Origin of the sequence: Bradyrhizobium sp. STM 3809, assembly GCF_000239795.1 — a bacterium.
Taxonomy (GTDB): domain Bacteria; phylum Pseudomonadota; class Alphaproteobacteria; order Rhizobiales; family Xanthobacteraceae; genus Bradyrhizobium.
On record NZ_CAFJ01000280.1, the window covers coordinates 15,750 to 31,608 of the forward strand.

General features: G+C 66.2%; 15 protein-coding genes, 1 tRNA gene and 2 pseudogenes. 6 read left to right on the top strand and 12 right to left on the bottom strand.

The window, feature by feature from the left end:
• Window positions 1–5: 5 nt before the first annotated feature.
• The 11 genes and pseudogenes from BRAS3809_RS15975 to aroA all read right to left on the bottom strand — a co-directional run bounded on the left by BRAS3809_RS15975 (window position 6) and on the right by aroA (window position 11,470).
• Window positions 6–1,343: a bifunctional folylpolyglutamate synthase/dihydrofolate synthase gene (locus BRAS3809_RS15975; protein WP_008963150.1), complete on the bottom strand. Its 1,338-nt coding sequence runs from the start codon at window positions 1,341–1,343 to the stop codon at window positions 6–8.
• Window positions 1,340–2,278 (bottom strand): acetyl-CoA carboxylase, carboxyltransferase subunit beta, encoded by a 939-nt coding sequence (accD, locus tag BRAS3809_RS15980; RefSeq protein ID WP_008963151.1) that lies wholly within the window; start codon window positions 2,276–2,278, stop codon window positions 1,340–1,342. The genes BRAS3809_RS15975 and accD overlap by 4 nt, the downstream gene beginning before the upstream one ends.
• A gap of 94 nt (window positions 2,279–2,372) precedes the next feature.
• Window positions 2,373–3,209: a tryptophan synthase subunit alpha gene (gene trpA / locus BRAS3809_RS15985; RefSeq protein ID WP_008963152.1), complete on the bottom strand. Its 837-nt coding sequence runs from the start codon at window positions 3,207–3,209 to the stop codon at window positions 2,373–2,375.
• Entirely contained in the window at window positions 3,206–4,429 is a 1,224-nt protein-coding gene (gene trpB / locus BRAS3809_RS15990; RefSeq protein WP_008963153.1) for a tryptophan synthase subunit beta, read from the bottom strand. The genes trpA and trpB overlap by 4 nt, the downstream gene beginning before the upstream one ends.
• The gene (locus BRAS3809_RS15995; protein WP_008963154.1) at window positions 4,426–5,085 is read right to left on the bottom strand and encodes a phosphoribosylanthranilate isomerase; all 660 of its coding nucleotides are present in this window, start codon (window positions 5,083–5,085) and stop codon (window positions 4,426–4,428) included. The genes trpB and BRAS3809_RS15995 overlap by 4 nt, the downstream gene beginning before the upstream one ends.
• A 75-nt stretch (window positions 5,086–5,160) precedes the next feature.
• Entirely contained in the window at window positions 5,161–5,553 is a 393-nt protein-coding gene (locus BRAS3809_RS16000; RefSeq protein ID WP_008963155.1) for a DUF1049 domain-containing protein, read from the bottom strand.
• Window positions 5,554–5,632: 79 nt separating this feature from the next.
• Window positions 5,633–5,956, bottom strand: a complete 324-nt coding sequence (locus BRAS3809_RS16005) for an integration host factor subunit beta (protein ID WP_008963156.1) — start codon at window positions 5,954–5,956, stop codon at window positions 5,633–5,635.
• Window positions 5,957–6,125: 169 nt separating this feature from the next.
• Window positions 6,126–7,106: a signal peptide peptidase SppA gene (gene sppA / locus BRAS3809_RS16010; protein WP_008963157.1), complete on the bottom strand. Its 981-nt coding sequence runs from the start codon at window positions 7,104–7,106 to the stop codon at window positions 6,126–6,128.
• Between the two features lie 412 nt (window positions 7,107–7,518).
• Window positions 7,519–9,228, bottom strand: a complete 1,710-nt coding sequence (gene rpsA / locus BRAS3809_RS16020; RefSeq protein WP_008963158.1) for a 30S ribosomal protein S1 — start codon at window positions 9,226–9,228, stop codon at window positions 7,519–7,521.
• A 268-nt stretch (window positions 9,229–9,496) separates the two neighbouring features.
• Window positions 9,497–10,136, bottom strand: a pseudogene (gene cmk / locus BRAS3809_RS16025) ((d)CMP kinase).
• Window positions 10,133–11,470, bottom strand: a complete 1,338-nt coding sequence (aroA, locus tag BRAS3809_RS16030; RefSeq protein ID WP_008963160.1) for a 3-phosphoshikimate 1-carboxyvinyltransferase — start codon at window positions 11,468–11,470, stop codon at window positions 10,133–10,135. The pseudogene cmk and the gene aroA overlap by 4 nt, the downstream one beginning before the upstream one ends.
• 151 nt (window positions 11,471–11,621) lie before the next feature.
• Here aroA and BRAS3809_RS16035 point away from each other — a divergent pair, with 151 nt between their 5' ends.
• The 3 genes from BRAS3809_RS16035 to BRAS3809_RS16045 all read left to right on the top strand — a co-directional run bounded on the left by BRAS3809_RS16035 (window position 11,622) and on the right by BRAS3809_RS16045 (window position 12,675).
• Complete coding sequence (locus BRAS3809_RS16035; RefSeq protein WP_008963161.1) at window positions 11,622–12,029, top strand: TIGR02300 family protein; 408 nt, start codon at window positions 11,622–11,624, stop codon at window positions 12,027–12,029.
• Between the two features lie 81 nt (window positions 12,030–12,110).
• Window positions 12,111–12,186, top strand: a tRNA-Ala gene (locus BRAS3809_RS16040).
• Between the two features lie 252 nt (window positions 12,187–12,438).
• On the top strand, window positions 12,439–12,675 hold the full coding sequence (locus BRAS3809_RS16045; RefSeq protein WP_008963162.1) for a GIY-YIG nuclease family protein: 237 nt from the start codon (window positions 12,439–12,441) through the stop codon (window positions 12,673–12,675).
• Between the two features lie 8 nt (window positions 12,676–12,683).
• On the opposite strand, the gene BRAS3809_RS16050 is transcribed toward BRAS3809_RS16045, so the two are convergent.
• Window positions 12,684–13,142: a MarR family winged helix-turn-helix transcriptional regulator gene (locus BRAS3809_RS16050; protein WP_008963163.1), complete on the bottom strand. Its 459-nt coding sequence runs from the start codon at window positions 13,140–13,142 to the stop codon at window positions 12,684–12,686.
• A gap of 166 nt (window positions 13,143–13,308) precedes the next feature.
• Between BRAS3809_RS16050 and BRAS3809_RS16055 the strand changes: the two are divergent.
• The 3 genes and pseudogenes from BRAS3809_RS16055 to BRAS3809_RS16065 all read left to right on the top strand — a co-directional run.
• Window positions 13,309–13,723, top strand: a pseudogene (locus BRAS3809_RS16055) (organic hydroperoxide resistance protein).
• Between the two features lie 154 nt (window positions 13,724–13,877).
• Window positions 13,878–15,080, top strand: coding sequence for a CaiB/BaiF CoA transferase family protein (locus BRAS3809_RS16060; RefSeq protein ID WP_035656429.1), 1,203 nt, complete (start codon window positions 13,878–13,880; stop codon window positions 15,078–15,080).
• Window positions 15,081–15,291: 211 nt separating this feature from the next.
• Window positions 15,292–15,859 (top strand): extracellular solute-binding protein (locus BRAS3809_RS16065; protein ID WP_035656432.1); only part of this gene is annotated, 568 nt, incomplete at its 3' end.

Sequence of the window (15,859 nt, forward strand, 5' to 3'; positions counted from 1 at the left end):
CTCCCTCAGGTCGGCGGCGTGCCGTTGAGGTCGAGCACGTGGCCCGCGAGATACAGCGACCCCGTGATCAGGATCCGCGGCGGCACCTCATAGGCGAGCCGCGCGATGCCGGCGAGCGCCGACGCCACGCCATCGGCGATCTCGACGCGCATGCCGAGCGTGCGCGCCGCCGCGGCGAGATCGGCCGGCGCCATCGCCTTGCTCTCGTTCGGGATCGGCACGACGATGATGTGGCGCGTCAGTCCCGCGAAATTCGCGAGGAACGCGGCAGCATCCTTGTTGCCCATCATGCCGACGATGACCACGAGCTGCCGCGAGACGCGCTCCTCGAGATCGCCGATCGCGGCCGCGACGACGCGGCCGCCTTCGGCATTGTGGCCGCCGTCGAGCCAGATTTCCGCGCCCTGCGGCGCGATCGCCGTCAGCGCGCCGTTTGACAGCCGCTGCATGCGCGCCGGCCATTCGGCGTTGACGATGCCGTCCTCGAACGCCTTCGTCGCGAGCTTGAACTGATCGACCGCGCGCAGGGTCGCGATCGCAAGCCCCGCATTGTCGAACTGATGCCGGCCGAACAGTTTTGGCGCGGGAAGATCGAGAAGACCGCGATCGTCCTGATAGACCAGCCGGTTGCGCTCGACATTGACGTGCCAGCTCTCGCCGGCCGCGAACAGCGGCGCGCGCTGGCGCTTCGCCTCGCGCTCGATCACCGCCATCGCGTCGGGCTCCTGCGCCGCCGAGATCACCGGGCAGCCGCGCTTGATGATGGCGGCCTTCTCGGCCGCGATCAGCGCACGGGTGTCGCCGAGGAACTCCATGTGATCCATGCCGATCGGCGTCAGCACGGACGCCGCGACCTGATCGACCACGTTGGTGGAATCGAGCCGGCCGCCGAGTCCGACTTCGAGCAGAACCACATCAGCCGGATGTTTCGCGAACAGCACGAAGGCCGCGACGGTCTTCACCTCGAAGAAGGTGATCGGCGCGCCGGCATTGACCCGCTCGCACTCCAGCAGCGCGGAGATCAGCTCGTCATCGTCGACGAGAACGCCGCCGCCGACCTGGCCGAGCCGGTAGCTCTCGTTGATCCGCACCAGCCAGGGCGAGGTGAAGACGTGGACGCGCAGGCCGGCCGCTTCGAGCATCGCGCGCAAATAGGCGACCGTAGACCCCTTGCCGTTGGTGCCGGCGACATGGATCACCGGCGGCAGCTTGCGCTCGGGGTGATCGAGCTGTGCGAGCAGCCGGTGCATGCGCTCCAGCCCGAGCGAGATCTTGCTCGGATGCAGCGCCGAGAGGCGCGTGATCAGCTCGTCGAGCGAAGGCTTGGCGGCGGAAGCGTTCACGCGCTGGTTGCGACCGCCGGCGCTTCCGCCGTCTCGGCGGGCTTGGCCGGCGGCGGCAGCTGCGGCGCGGGCTTGACGTGTTCGATGGCCGGCGCCTTGGTCAGCAGGCGGCAGAGCCGCGCCAAGGTCGGACGCAGGTCGTGACGATGCACGACCATGTCGACCATGCCGTGGTCGAGCAGGTATTCGGCGCGCTGGAAGCCTTCGGGCAGCTTCTCGCGGATGGTCTGCTCGATGACGCGGGCGCCGGCGAATCCGATCAGCGCACCCGGCTCGGCGATGTGCACGTCGCCCAGCATCGCATAGGACGCGGTCACGCCGCCGGTGGTCGGATTGGTCTGCACGACGATGTAGGGCAGCCTTGCTTCGCGCAGCATCTGCACCGCGACGGTGGTGCGCGGCATCTGCATCAGCGACAGGATGCCTTCCTGCATGCGCGCGCCGCCGGAGGCCGCGAACACGATGAAGGGCGACTTCTTCTCGAGCGCGAGCTCCAGCCCGCGCACGATCGCCTCGCCCGCGGCCATGCCGAGCGAGCCGCCCATGAAATCGAAATCCTGCACGGCGATGACGACGCCCATGCCTTCGAGCTTGCCGAAGCCGACCTTGACGGCGTCGTTCATGCCGGTGCGCGCCCGCGCATCCTTGATGCGGTCGGCGTAGCGGCGCTCGTCACGGAATTTCAGCGGGTCGGGCGTCACCTCGGGGAGCGCGACGTCGAACCAGGTCTCGTTGTCGAACATCGACTTCAGCCGCGCCACCGCGCCCATGCGCATGTGGTAGTTGGAGCCGGGAATGACGAACTGGTTGGCCTCGACATCCTTGTAGAACACGAGCTGTCCGGAATCCGGGCACTTGATCCAGAGGTTCTCCGGCGTCTCGCGGCGCAGGATGTTGCGGATCTTCGGCCGAACCACGTTGGTAAGCCAGTTCATGAAAAGCTCCGTGTTGCGGTCGCCCGGATATATGGCGGGACGGCGACGCCACGGCAAGTCGGGCCGTGGCACGCCATACAGGGGTGGTTGATGGCTATTCCGCGGCCTGCTGGGCGCCCCGCACGCCCTGGGCCAGCGCGGCGGCCAGGTCGGCGACCGCGCTGACGGTCCTGGCCGTCGCCCGGCCGTCGGCGTCCAGGCTGGCCTTCAGCGCGTCCACCAGGGCGGTGCCGACGACGGCACCGTCGGCGTTCGCGGCGATGGCGCGGGCGGTCTCCGGTGTCCGGATGCCGAAACCGACGCAGACGGGCAGCGCCGTATGGCGCTTGATCCGGGCCACGGCGGCGCCCACGGCGGAGGAATCGGCGGCGGCCGCGCCGGTGATGCCGGTGATCGAGACGTAGTAGACGAAGCCCGAGGTGTTCGCGAGCACCGCCGGGAGCCGCTTGTCATCGGTCGTCGGCGTGGCCAGGCGGATGAAGTTGAGCCCGGCCTTCAGCGCGGGAATGCACAGCTCAGTGTCTTCCTCCGGCGGCAGGTCGACGATGATCAGGCCGTCGACGCCGGCGCTCTTGGCATCGTCGAGGAACCTGTCGACGCCATAGATGTAGATCGGATTGTAGTAGCCCATCAGGACGATCGGCGTCGCCGTGTCGGTCTCGCGGAAGCTGCGCACGAGGTGCAGCGTCTTCTTCAGGGTCATGCCCGCCTTGAGCGCGCGCAAGCCCGCGGCCTGGATCGACGGACCGTCGGCCATCGGATCGGTGAACGGCATGCCGATCTCGATGATGTCAGCGCCGGCCTGCGGCAGCGCCTTGACGATCGCGAGCGAGGTCTCGGGATCGGGGTCGCCGCCCATGACGAAGGTCACGAACGCCGAACGGCCCTCGGTCTTCAATTGCGCGAAACGCGCATCCATCCGGCTGGTCACGACGCTTTGGCCCTCTTTCGCAGGATTTCGCCGACCTGCGGCACATCCTTGTCGCCGCGGCCGCACAAGTTGACGACCATCAGGTGATCCCTCGGCTTCTTCGGCGCGAGCTGCATCACCTTCGCGATGGCATGCGCCGGCTCGAGCGCCGGGATGATGCCCTCCAGCCGGGACAGCAGCAGGAACGCGTCCAGCGCCTCGTCATCGGTCGCGGAGAGATAGGTCACGCGCTTGGCTTCGTGCAGCCAGGAGTGCTCAGGACCGATGCCGGGATAGTCGAGACCGGCCGAGATCGAATGCGCCTCGGCAATCTGGCCATCCTCGTCCATCAGCAGGTAGGTGCGGTTGCCATGCAGCACGCCGGGACGGCCACCCGCGATCGACGCGGCATGCAACTGGGTCAGGCCGTGACCCGCCGCTTCGACGCCGAAGATCTCGACCGAGGGATCATCGAGGAAGGGATGAAACAGGCCCATCGCATTGGAGCCGCCACCGATGCAGGCGACGAGCGAATCCGGCAGGCGGCCTTCGGCCTCCTGCATCTGCGCGCGGGTCTCCTGGCCGATCACCGACTGGAAGTCGCGCACCATCATCGGATAGGGGTGCGGGCCTGCCACCGTGCCGATGCAGTAGAACGTGTTGTGGACGTTGGTGACCCAGTCACGCAGCGCCTCGTTCATCGCGTCCTTCAGCGTCCTGGCGCCGGACTGCACCGGGATCACCTTGGCGCCCAGCATCTCCATGCGCAGCACGTTCGGCTGCTGCCGCTCGACGTCGACCGCGCCCATGTAGACGACGCAGTCGAGCCCGAAGCGCGCGCACAGGGTCGCGGTGGCCACGCCATGCTGGCCGGCGCCGGTCTCGGCGATGATGCGCTGCTTACCCATGCGGCGCGCCAGCATGATCTGGCCGAGCACGTTGTTGACCTTGTGCGAGCCGGTGTGATTGAGCTCGTCGCGCTTGAAGTAGATCTTGGCGCCGCCGAGATGCTCGGTCAGGCGCTCGGCGTAGTACAGCGGCGACGGACGGCCGACATAATGCGTCCGATAGCTGTTCATCTCGGCCTGGAATGCCGGATCGGCCTTGGCGTCGGCATAGGCCTTTTCCAGATCCAGGATCAGCGGCATCAGCGTTTCGGCAACGAAGCGGCCGCCGAAGATGCCGAAGTGGCCGCGCTCGTCGGGACCGATTCGGTAGGAATTGGGAATGGCTGTGGTCATTGGACGCTCAACTCTTCAGCGGCGCGCGCCGCACGGATGAAATTCCGGATCATGTCGCAATCCTTCACGCCTGGCGCCCGCTCGACGCCGGATGACACATCGACACCGCCCGCGCGCGTGATCCGCACGGCGTCCGCGAGATTGTCGGCGCTCAGTCCCCCGGACACCATGAACGGACGGTCGAGCTGCAATCCCTCGAGCACATGCCAGTCGAATGTCGCGCCCAGTCCGCCGGGACGCGTCGCATCCTTCGGAGCACGCGCATCGAACAGGATGCGGTCGCAGACATCGGCATAGCCGGCCAAGGGCGTGAGATCGGCAGCCGTCTCGACCGGCATCGCCTTCATGATGGGCAAGCCGAAACGCTGCTTGAGATCGCGAATCCGCGCGACGGTCTCGCGGCCATGGAGCTGAAACAGGTCGGGACGCACGGTCTCGACGATGTTCTCGAACGTCGCGTCGTCGGCATCGACGGTGAGCGCGACCTTGAGCGCGCGCCCCTTCGCCTGCTGGCCGAGCTCGCGCGCGTTGGTCAGGCCGACGTGACGCGGCGACGGCGGAAAGAACACGAAGCCCACCATGTCGGCGCCGGCATCGAGCGCGGCATCGAGGGTGTCGCGCGTGGTCAGGCCGCAGATTTTGACGAGCAGGGACATCAGAAAAAACGCACGTCCGGACGGAGGGGATCACCAGCCGCAGACGAGGTCTGGACCGCGCTGGTTTGGCGCCTTCTACAACGCGGCGCCCTGCTTGTCTCGCCCATAAGGGGCGGAAAGCCGGGCAGGCGCGACCGGAACCAGGGATTGTGCCGGGTCCTGCTTCGCGCGAACCGCGGCGGTCAACTGTGCCACTTGCGCCCGGGCAGCCTCCGCGTCGGCGAGATGACGGCGCGCGGCCTGACGCCAGCGGCGCTGCCCGATCCAGGTAGCGCAGCCGCCCGCGACGACGCCGAGGATCGCCACGGCGATGATCAGGACGAACAGCCGGACCGAGACCGACAGCGCCGGATCTGCGGCGTTGAACGGATCAAACGATACGGTAACGAAATGCCGGTTGGCCACCCCGAAGACGACGAAAAGCACCAGCAGGGGGAGGACAAACACGACGGTGACAAATTTCTGCATGCGCTCGCTCGTATCAGTCAGGCCGTTTCGCCTCGATCAGCCGCCAACGACCAACACGTCCGGCGCGAGACGCGGCGGCTCACTCGTCCGAATCGTCGGCGTCTTCGCCAGCGCCGGCCGGATTGTCCCGGTTCAGCCGCTCGCGCATTTCCTTGCCGGTCTTGAAGAACGGCACGCTCTTCTGGTCCACCGGGACATGGGCGCCGGTGCGCGGATTGCGGCCGGCGCGGGCCGGGCGGTGCTTGACCGAGAAGGCGCCGAAGCCGCGGAGCTCGACGCGGTCACCGCGCGCGAGTGCCGCGACGATCTCATCGAGGATCGCGTTGACGATGTTCTCGACATCCCGCTGGTAGAGGTGCGGGTTGTGCTCGGCGATACGCTGAACCAGCTCGGATTTGATCATCGAGAAAATGTACCCGGGGAGACAGTCCCATTTCCGTGAAAATATGCAGGACTGTCAAGACGCTAAATCATTCACCGGGCCCAGGAATCGGCTTGCGTGACCCGGGATCGGCCCACGCAAGAGCACACGTCTGGCGAGAATATCGGAACGGCGATTGTCTTGGCGGGTCTCAATTCCCCGTTCCGGGCTGCCAGATCGCCAGCATGCCGTCGAGCCCGACCCGGTCGACAGCCTGGACGACGCCGGCTCGCTCGATCTGGCGGGCGATGCCGGAGAGACCGACGGCGTCGAGCGCGACGGAGGTCGCCGTCCGCAGGAAGGTGAGATCACCGAAGCGCGGCGTCAGCTTGTAGTCGCGCACCGGCAGATCCTTCTTGACGTTCTTGTTGGCGACCAGCCACGCCACCGCCGTCTTCTCGTCGCCGAGCTCGTCGATCAGCTTCAGCTCGACCGCCTGGCGGCCGGTGAAGACGCGGCCATCGGCGACCTTCTCCAGGAGGGCGTCGTCCATGCCACGGCGGCTCTTCACGAGGCCGCGGAACCAGGCGTAGGAATCCTTCACGAGATCATCGAGCGCAGCGCGCGCCTCGGGGCTGGTCGGCTCGTAGCCGTTCGGCGCGGCTTTCAGCGGCGAGGACTTCACCTCCTCGACCTTGACGCCGATCGTCTTCAGGAGCTCGCTGACATTGGGATATTGGAACAGCACGCCGATCGAGCCGACCAGCGAGCTCTGCTGCGCGACGATGTGATCGGACGCGATCGCGCCGATGTAGCCGCCGGAGGCGGCGAGGCCTTCGACCACGACGACGAGCGGCTTCTTGGCCTTCAGACGCACCAGAGAGTCATAGAGCTGCTCGGAGCCGGCCGTGGTGCCGCCCGGCGAGTTGATGTGGACGATGACGGCCTCGGCCGAGGAGTTCTCCAGCCGCTCCAGCGCCTCGACGCGCTCCTGATCGCTGCGGATCAGTCCCTCGATGTTGACGCGCGCGATCGAGCCGGAGGTCGACAGCGCGGTACGGCCGCGCGGCGACAGTGCGAGGCCGATGGCGGACAACGCGGCGATCGCGATCACCACCGCCAGGACCCGCCAGAACGTCAGCTTGCGGCGCAGCCTGCGGCGATCGACGATCACATCGGAATCAAGCGACATGGGAAGCTCCTGGACGTCTAAGGCGCGGTTCTGCAGCCGCAGCCTGAATATCTCGTTATCCGATTACATCAATCGCGGCGCAATTTGAAGAAAGCAAGGCCCTGCCACGATGCCGCCAAAGGGTGAATGGACCCGATGCAGGGCTGCACGATCGGAGTTTGCCTCTCGTCTCTCTCCGCGCCGTCATGCCCGGGCTTGTCCCGGGCATCCACGTGGTTCTCAGCACGCCGAACGACGTCGATGGCCGGGACGAGCCCGGCCATGACGGAGTCACGAAGCTTCAGATCCGTCGCCGCGACGGCGTATCCCCATCTGCCAAAGCCATAGCGCGGGCCGGCTTGAGATCCCTCGATCGCATAAAAAAAGCCCCGGCCGGAGCCGGGGCTTTGATCTCGTGACGCGGCTCGAAGGCTTACTTCGAGTCGCGGTTCTTGAGGGCGGTGCCGAGGATGTCGCCCAGCGTCGCGCCCGAATCGGACGAGCCGTACTGCGCGATGGCTTCCTTCTCTTCCGCGACTTCCAGCGCCTTGATCGACACCTGGACCTTGCGGGCCTTCTTGTCGAACTGGATCACGCGGGCATCGACCTTCTCACCGACGGCGAACCGCTCGGAGCGCTGGTCGTTGCGATCGCGCGCCAGCTCGGAGCGCTTGATGAAGGTGGTGAAGTCGGTGCCGACGATCTTGACGTCGATGCCGCCGTCCTTGACGTCGAGCACTTCGCAGGTGACGACCGCACCCTTCTTGACATCGCCCGGCTCGGCGAAGGGGTCGCCTTCGAGCTGCTTGATGCCGAGCGAGATGCGCTCCTTCTCCACGTCGACGTCGAGCACCACGGCCTTGACCATGTCGCCCTTCTTGTAGTTGTCAATGACCTGCTCGCCCGGCAGCTTCCAGTCGAGGTCCGACAGATGGACCATGCCGTCGACGTCGCCTTCGAGACCCAGGAACAGGCCGAACTCGGTCTTGTTCTTGACCTCGCCCTCGACCACCGAACCCGTCGGATGCTTCTCGACGAAGACCTCCCAGGGGTTGCGCATGGTCTGCTTGAGACCGAGCGAGATGCGGCGCTTGACGCTGTCGACTTCGAGCACCTGCACTTCGACTTCCTGCGAGGTCGACACGATCTTGCCGGGGTGCATGTTCTTCTTGGTCCACGACATCTCGGAGACGTGGATCAGGCCTTCGATGCCCGGCTCGAGCTCGACGAACGCGCCGTAGTCGGTGATGTTGGTGACGCGGCCGTGGAAGCGGGCCTGCAGCGGGTACTTGGCCTCGATGCCCTGCCACGGATCGTCCAGCAGCTGCTTCATGCCGAGCGAGATGCGGTGCGTCTCGTGGTTGATCTTGATGATCTTGACCTTGACCGTCTGACCGATCGAAAGCACCTCGGTCGGATGGTTGACGCGGCGCCACGCGATATCGGTGACGTGCAGCAGGCCGTCGATGCCGCCGAGGTCGACGAACGCACCGTAATCGGTGATGTTCTTGACGACGCCGTCGATGACCTGACCCTCTTCGAGGTTCTGCACCAGCTCCTGGCGCTGCTCGGCGCGGGTCTCTTCCAGCACGGTGCGGCGCGACACGACGATGTTGCCGCGGCGACGGTCCATCTTCAGGATCTGGAACGGCTGCGAGTTGTTCATCAGCGGCGCGACGTCGCGGATCGGACGGATGTCGACCTGCGAGCGCGGCAGGAACGCCACGGCGCCATCCAGGTCGACGGTGAAGCCGCCCTTGACCTGGTTGAAGATGACGCCCATGACCTTTTCGTTGTTCTGGAACGCCTTCTCGAGCTTGCCCCAGCTCTCCTCGCGGCGCGCCTTGTCGCGCGACAGCACGGCTTCGCCGAGCGCGTTTTCGATGCGGTCGAGGAACACTTCGACCTCGTCACCGACCTTCAGCTCGCTGTCGCGGCCCGGACCGGAAAATTCACGCAGCGCCACGCGGCCTTCGGTCTTCAGACCGACGTCGATGACCGCCATGTCCTTCTCGATGGCAACCACCTTGCCCTTGACGACGGAGCTTTCTTGAAGATTGCCCTTCGTGAAGGACTCGTCCAGCATCGCGGCAAAATCATCGCGGCTGGGATTGTAGGAATTAGCAGAGATACTCGAAGCCATTGGTTCTCCAGATGCGGACATTCTCGCCAGCGTGGGGTTGATCGGCGCATCGAAGGTGCAGTGCCTGGAGGTCCACAAATCCCCAGACGTCCGCGCTGTCAGCGCCAAAGCGCAAACGACGCGGGCCGGCAATGCCTGCACATGCGACACGTGTGACGTGCGTAACGTATGAAGCTGCGTCCGGATGATCGGACCCGATTGAACTGCAATCGAGCTATCGACGGTCAAGGGCGGGAGCGGGCGGTTCCTCCAATGACGCCGGCGGCAATCAAACCCGCTGGCGGCCCGCTCGAACGGCCTCGACAATATCGATGGCGGCCCGGACGCCGCCCTCTATATCCAAATGGGAGTTATCAAGCAAGGTAGCATCCGCTGCNTGATTTCAAAGGAGCGACGGCCCGGTTCTGGTCGCGCTCGTCGCGCGCCAGGATGTCGGCCAGAATGGCCGCCTCGTCGGCCGGCTCGCCGCGCGAGCGCGCCTCCAGGGTGCGGCGATGCGCCCGGATCCGGGGATCGGCGACGACGTAGATCTTCACCTCGGCGTCGGGGCAGATCACGGTTCCAATGTCGCGGCCGTCGAGCACGGCCCCCGGCGGCTGGCTGGCAAACTGGCGCTGAAAGGCGACCAGCGCCTCGCGGACTTTCGGCAGCGCCGAGACCACCGAGGCGGCGGAACCGACCTCGTGCGACCGGAGCGCGGGGTTGTCGAAGGTCGCAGGATCCAGCGTCATGGCGACCTCTGCCGCCTGCGCCTCGTCCCTCAGGTCGAAACCAGCCGTCAGCATCGCATGCGCGACGGCCCGGTAGATCACGCCCGTATCCAGGTGCCTGAGGCCATAATGCGCGGCGAGGCGCTTGGCCATGGTGCCTTTACCCGAGGCGGCAGGTCCGTCGATGGCGATGATCATGCGAAATCCGCGCCCGCCTTGCGCATCAGCGGGATGAAATCCGGGAAGCTGGTGGCGATGAAGGCGGTGTCGTCGACTTTGACCGGCTTGTCGGAGGCGAGGCCCATGACCAAGGCGGACATCGCGATGCGGTGGTCCATGTGGGTGGCGACCAGGCCGCCGCCGGGGACGTGGCCGCGCCCCTCGACGATCAGGTCGTCGCCGGTGATCTCGACCTTGACGCCGTTGACGCGGAGCATCGCGGCGGTGGCCTCAAGCCGGTCGGACTCCTTGACCCGCAGCTCGTGCAGGCCGCGCATAACAGTGGTGCCCTCGGCATAGGCGGCGGCGACCGCCAGCACGAGATATTCGTCGATCATCGACGGCGCACGCTCGGGCGGGACCACGACGCCCTTGAGCTTGGAGGCACGTACGCGCAGCCGGGCCATCGGCTCGCCGGCATCGCCGCGGACATCGTCCTCCTCGATCGAGGCGCCCATCTCGCGGAGCGTCGTGAACAGGCCGGTGCGCAGCGGGTTGGTCATCACGTCCGACAGCACCAGGTCCGAGCCGTCGACGATCAGCGCGGCGACCAGCGGGAACGCCGCCGAAGACGGATCGGCGGGCACGATCACCGGCGCGCCTGTTAACTCCGGCTGGCCGGTCAGGGCGATACGGCGGCCGTGGGTGCCTTCCGGCGTGGTGACGATCTCGGCGCCGAAATGCTTGAGCATCAGTTCGGTGTGATCGCGGCTGGCCTCCTGCTCGATCACGGTGGTGATTCCGGGCGCAGCAAGGCCGGCCAGCAGCACGGCCGACTTGATCTGGGCCGAGGCGACCGGCGTGCGGTACTCGATCGGTACCGGATTGCTGGCGCCCTGGAGGGTTAACGGAAGCTTACCGCCCTCGGCGCTGGCCGTGACCTTGGCGCCCATCAAGGCCAAGGGATCGAGGATGCGCCGCATCGGGCGGCTGCGCAGCGAGGCATCGCCGTCGAACACCGCCGAGATCGGGCAGCCCGCGACGGCGCCCATCACGAGCCGGCAGCCGGTGCCGGAGTTGCCGAAATCGAGCGTCGCGGTCGGCTGGGCGAAGCCGCCGACGCCGACGCCGTTGACGGTCCAGGCGAACGCGCCGGTCCGTTCGACCTTCGCCCCGAGCGTTCGCATCGATTTGGCGGTGTTGAGGACGTCCTCGCCCTCGAGCAGGCCGGAAATCCGGGTCTCGCCGACCGACAAGGCGCCCAGGATCAGCGCCCGGTGCGAGATCGACTTGTCGCCGGGCACGCGAATCGTGCCCGAAAGCGGGCCGGAGGCGCGGGATTCGAGTGGAGTCGGGGCGGCTGACGTGCTCACGGCGGGATCCTCAGGTTTCGGAGGCGGCAGGTATCACAGCCCCCGCCCGCCGTCACGAGCGGTGATTTTCCCGTTGACAGCGCTATTGACAGCGGCGCGGCAACTAGCCAAGTGAGACACCGCTTTTCAGACATTGCCAGGACGCCTGCACGTGGCCAAATCCGAGCTCGGAACCAAACGCATTTGCCCGACCACGGGCAAAAAGTTCTACGACCTCAACAAGAATCCGGTGATCTCGCCCTACACCGGCGAGGTCGTGCCGATCGCACCGGTGGCTCCGACCCGCGCCATGCGCGGCGAGGCCGCCCGTGCCGCCGCGACGGCCGACGTCGCGCCGGAGGCCGCGGAGACCGAGGAGCTGGTGTCGCTCGAGGAGGCCGATGCCGAGGAGAACACCGGCAAGGTCAAGGCCGTCGTTCCGGAGTCGGAGGACGACATCGAGATCGACGAGACGCTCGACGACGACGAGGATGACGATTCGACCTTCATCGCCGACGAGGAAGAAGGCGACGAGGATGTCACAGACATCATCGGCGATGTGGGCGGCGACGAAGAATAATCGTCGAAGCCACTTGAGATCAGCCGCGAACTGTGGTTCACGGTGCTCCCCGGCGGTCACCCAGACCGCCGGTTCGGTTCAGGGGCCATAGCTCAGCTGGGAGAGCGCTTGCATGGCATGCAAGAGGTCGGCGGTTCGATCCCGCCTGGCTCCACCAGCCTTCGCTCGCTTCGCGAGCTTCGGCTCGGCAAGCCACCCAAATCTGCAAATGGAAGCGAAGCGAGCGAAGGCTGTCGCGCCGTAGCCTGGACGCCGGAGCCCTCTTGGGCGCAGGCGGGAAGGCGAAGGCGGACCTCGGCTGCGAGCGATAGAGCCTGCTTCTCCAAACTGCTCATCCTGTTGAAGCCCTGGACGGCGCGCTCCGTCGCCTGCCACAGTCGCACCTGTGAACGGTCGGGGGCGACCTGCGATGAAGTTCGTCTACATCCTCGAGAGTCTCGACGGCGAGCACTTCTATGCGGGCAGTACGGACGATGTGCCTGCGCGGTTGACGAAGCACAATGCGGGCGAAGTCCCACATACGTCGAAGTTTCGGCCTTGGCGGCTCAAGACCTATGTCGCGTTCAACGGCGCGAAGCTGGCATTCGCTTTCGAGCGATACCTTAAATCGGGCTCAGGCCGCGCTTTTGCTAAGAAGCGCCTTTAGTCCCCGCCCTACCCCACCGCCGCATCCAGGCGCTCCCGCAGCTTGACCAGCTTGCCGTGCAGGTCCGCCAGCTCCGCGATCGAGCAGCCCGTCGCGTCCAGGATCGCGGGCGGCACGATCGTCCGGGCCTTCTCGCGCAACGCCGCCCCCTGCGCGGTCAGCGCGACCAGCACCTGGCGCTCGTCCTCGGCCGACCGCGTCCGGCGCACCAGATGCGCCGCCTCCATCCGCTTCAACAGCGGCGTCAGCGTGCCGGAGTCGAGGAACAGCCGCTCGCCGATCTCCTTGACCGACAGACCGTCGCGCTCCCACAGCACCAGCATGACCAGGTATTGCGGATAGGTCAGATCAAGGCGGTCCAGCAGCGGCTTATAGACGCGGTTGAAGGCGTGGGCGGTCGAATAGACTGCGAAGCAGAGCTGGTTGCCGAGCTGAAGCGGCAGGTCGGCCGCGGACTTCTTTCGCATCAAGGTCACCACATATCCATCGGGCCGGCATCTTGGGCTCAGCCGCGGACCGCCGACAACGGTCGCGGTGCGCCGATCACGATTTTTCTACCGAACAATTATATTGTGCACAATCCAATTGCGTGCAATATGAGTGCGCTGAATTCATCCAAACCGGGAGACCCCCATGTCCGTGAACGTGCTCTACAAGACCAGCGCCAAGGCCACCGGCGGCCGCGACGGCGAAGCGGCGACCCTCGACGGTTCGCTCAAGGTCAAGCTGTCGACGCCGAAGGAACTCGGCGGCCGGCAACAATCCGGAGCAGCTGTTCGCGGCCGGCTATGCCGCCTGCTTCATCGGCGCGATGAAATTCGTCGGCTCGCAGGGCGGACCGAAGGTTCCGGCCGACGCGTCGGTCACCTCGACGGTGGGCATCGGGCCGCGCTCGGAAGGCGGCTTCGGCATCACGGTCGAGCTCGCGGTCTCGCTGCCCGGCCTCGCCAAGGCCGATGCCGAGGCGCTGGTCGCCAAGGCGCACGAGGTGTGCCCCTACTCCAACGCCACCCGCGGCAATGTCGACGTCAAGCTGACCGTCGTGTGAGTTTGAATTCCGCTCTGCGGCAGGGCGGTCATCGCGCCCTGCCGCGGCGCAGCCCGGGCCTTTTCGCTGTAGCGGCATTCGCCCAACGTCGTTTGCGCCGCGCGCGCCGCAATGCTTAATGACCGCGCGTTGAAACAACCTCGCGATCATCCTGATGACACCTCCCTTTGCTCCCGGCGCCATGGCCGGCCTGCGCGTGATCGATCTGACGCGCGTGCTCGGCGGCCCCTATTGCACGCAGATCCTGGCCGATCACGGCGCCGACGTGATCAAGGTCGAGCCGCCGGCCGGCGACGAGGTGCGCGACTGGGGCCCTCCGTTCCACGACGAGGATGCGGCCTATTTCGTCGGCATCAACCGCAACAAGCGCTCGATCGGCCTCGACCTCGCCTCCGAGGGCGGACGCGTCGTGCTGCTCAGGATGCTCGAGACGGCCGATGTGCTGATCGAGAACTTCAAGCCGGGCACGCTGGAAAAATGGGGCATCGGCAGCGACGTGCTGCGCGAGAAATTCCCCAGGCTCGTGCATTGCCGCATCTGCGGCTTCGGCGCCGACGGTCCGCGCGGCGGCAATCCCGGCTATGACGCCATCATCCAGGCGATGACCGGCATGATCGCCGCGACAGGCTCGCCCGAGAGCGGCCCGATGCGCATCGGCGTGCCGCTGGTCGACATCACCACCGGCCTCTATGCCGCGATCGGCATCCTGATGGCGCTGTCGGAGCGGCAGCGCTCCGGACAAGGTCAGTTCCTCGAGGTCACTTTGTACGAGACCGGCCTCGCGATCATGCATCCGCATACCGCGAACTACTTCATGCACGGCAAGCCGCCGTCGCTCACCGGCAACGAGCATCCCAACCTCGTGCCCTACGCGATCTTCCCGACCAGGACCGACGACATCTTCATCGGCGTCGGCAATGACGGCACCTTCCGCAAGCTCGCCAAGGAAATCGGCCGCCCCGAGCTCGGGACCGATCCGCGCTTTGCCCGGAACAGAGACCGCGTGGCGAACCGCGAGGCGCTGCGCGCCGAGCTGGCCGCAGTGTTCAGCCAGTTCGAGGCCGAGCCGCTCTGCGACCGGCTGCTGGCCGCCGGCCTGCCGGCGGGACCGGTGCAGAAGATCGATCAGGCGCTGACCAATCCGCACACGCTCTACCGCGGCGATATTATCGAGAAGGACTGGTACAAGGGCGTCGCGTCACCGATCCGGCTCGAACGCACCAGGCCGAGCCTGCGCTCGACCCCGCCGAAGTTCAGCCAGCATGCCGAGGAGGTGCTGAAGGAGTTCGGCTACGCCGATCAGGAGATCGCGGCGATGATCTCCGACGGTACGGTCTGCGCCGAACGCAAACGCTAGAAGCGCCATCGGCCTGTCGCAGCGCAGCGCTACTCTCGCTCGACGAGGGGACGGGAACACGGAGAGTCTTGCGGCCGAGTTCCGCGGCTTGACACGAGACCCGTCGAACGCACTTTCCGCTGACGATCCAACCGGTTATACATTCACAAAACTGTCATCTCGCGCTGCTACGGCCGCGACGCCGATGATGTTTCCATGGGAGGTTCTTTTAATGTCACTTCGACAATTCTGGACGGTCGCGACCGCGGCAGCCACGCTCGTCTTCGCGGCAGCCGCACCGGCGCGCGCGGTGACCGAGATTCAGTGGTGGCACGCGATGACCGGCGCCAACAACGACGTCATCGTCAAGCTCGCCAACGACTTCAACGCCTCGCAGTCCGACTACAAGGTCGTCCCGACCTACAAGGGCAACTACGCCGACACGATGAATGCCGGCATCGCCGCGTTCCGCGCCGGCAATGCGCCGCACATCATGCAGGTGTTCGAGGTTGGCACCGCAACCATGATGGCCGCCACCGGCGCCGTAAAGCCGGTCTACAAGCTGATGCAGGACGCGGGCGAGAAGTTCGATCCGAAGAGCTACCTGCCGGCCATCACCGGCTACTATTCGACCTCGAAGGGCGAGATGCTTTCCTTCCCCTTCAACTCGTCCTCCACCGTGATGTGGGTGAATCTCGATGAGCTGAAGAAGGTCAACGCCGAGATCCCGAAGACCTGGCCCGAGCTGTTCGAGACCGCCAAGAAGCTCCGGGCGAACGGCCACCCGACCTGCGGCTTCT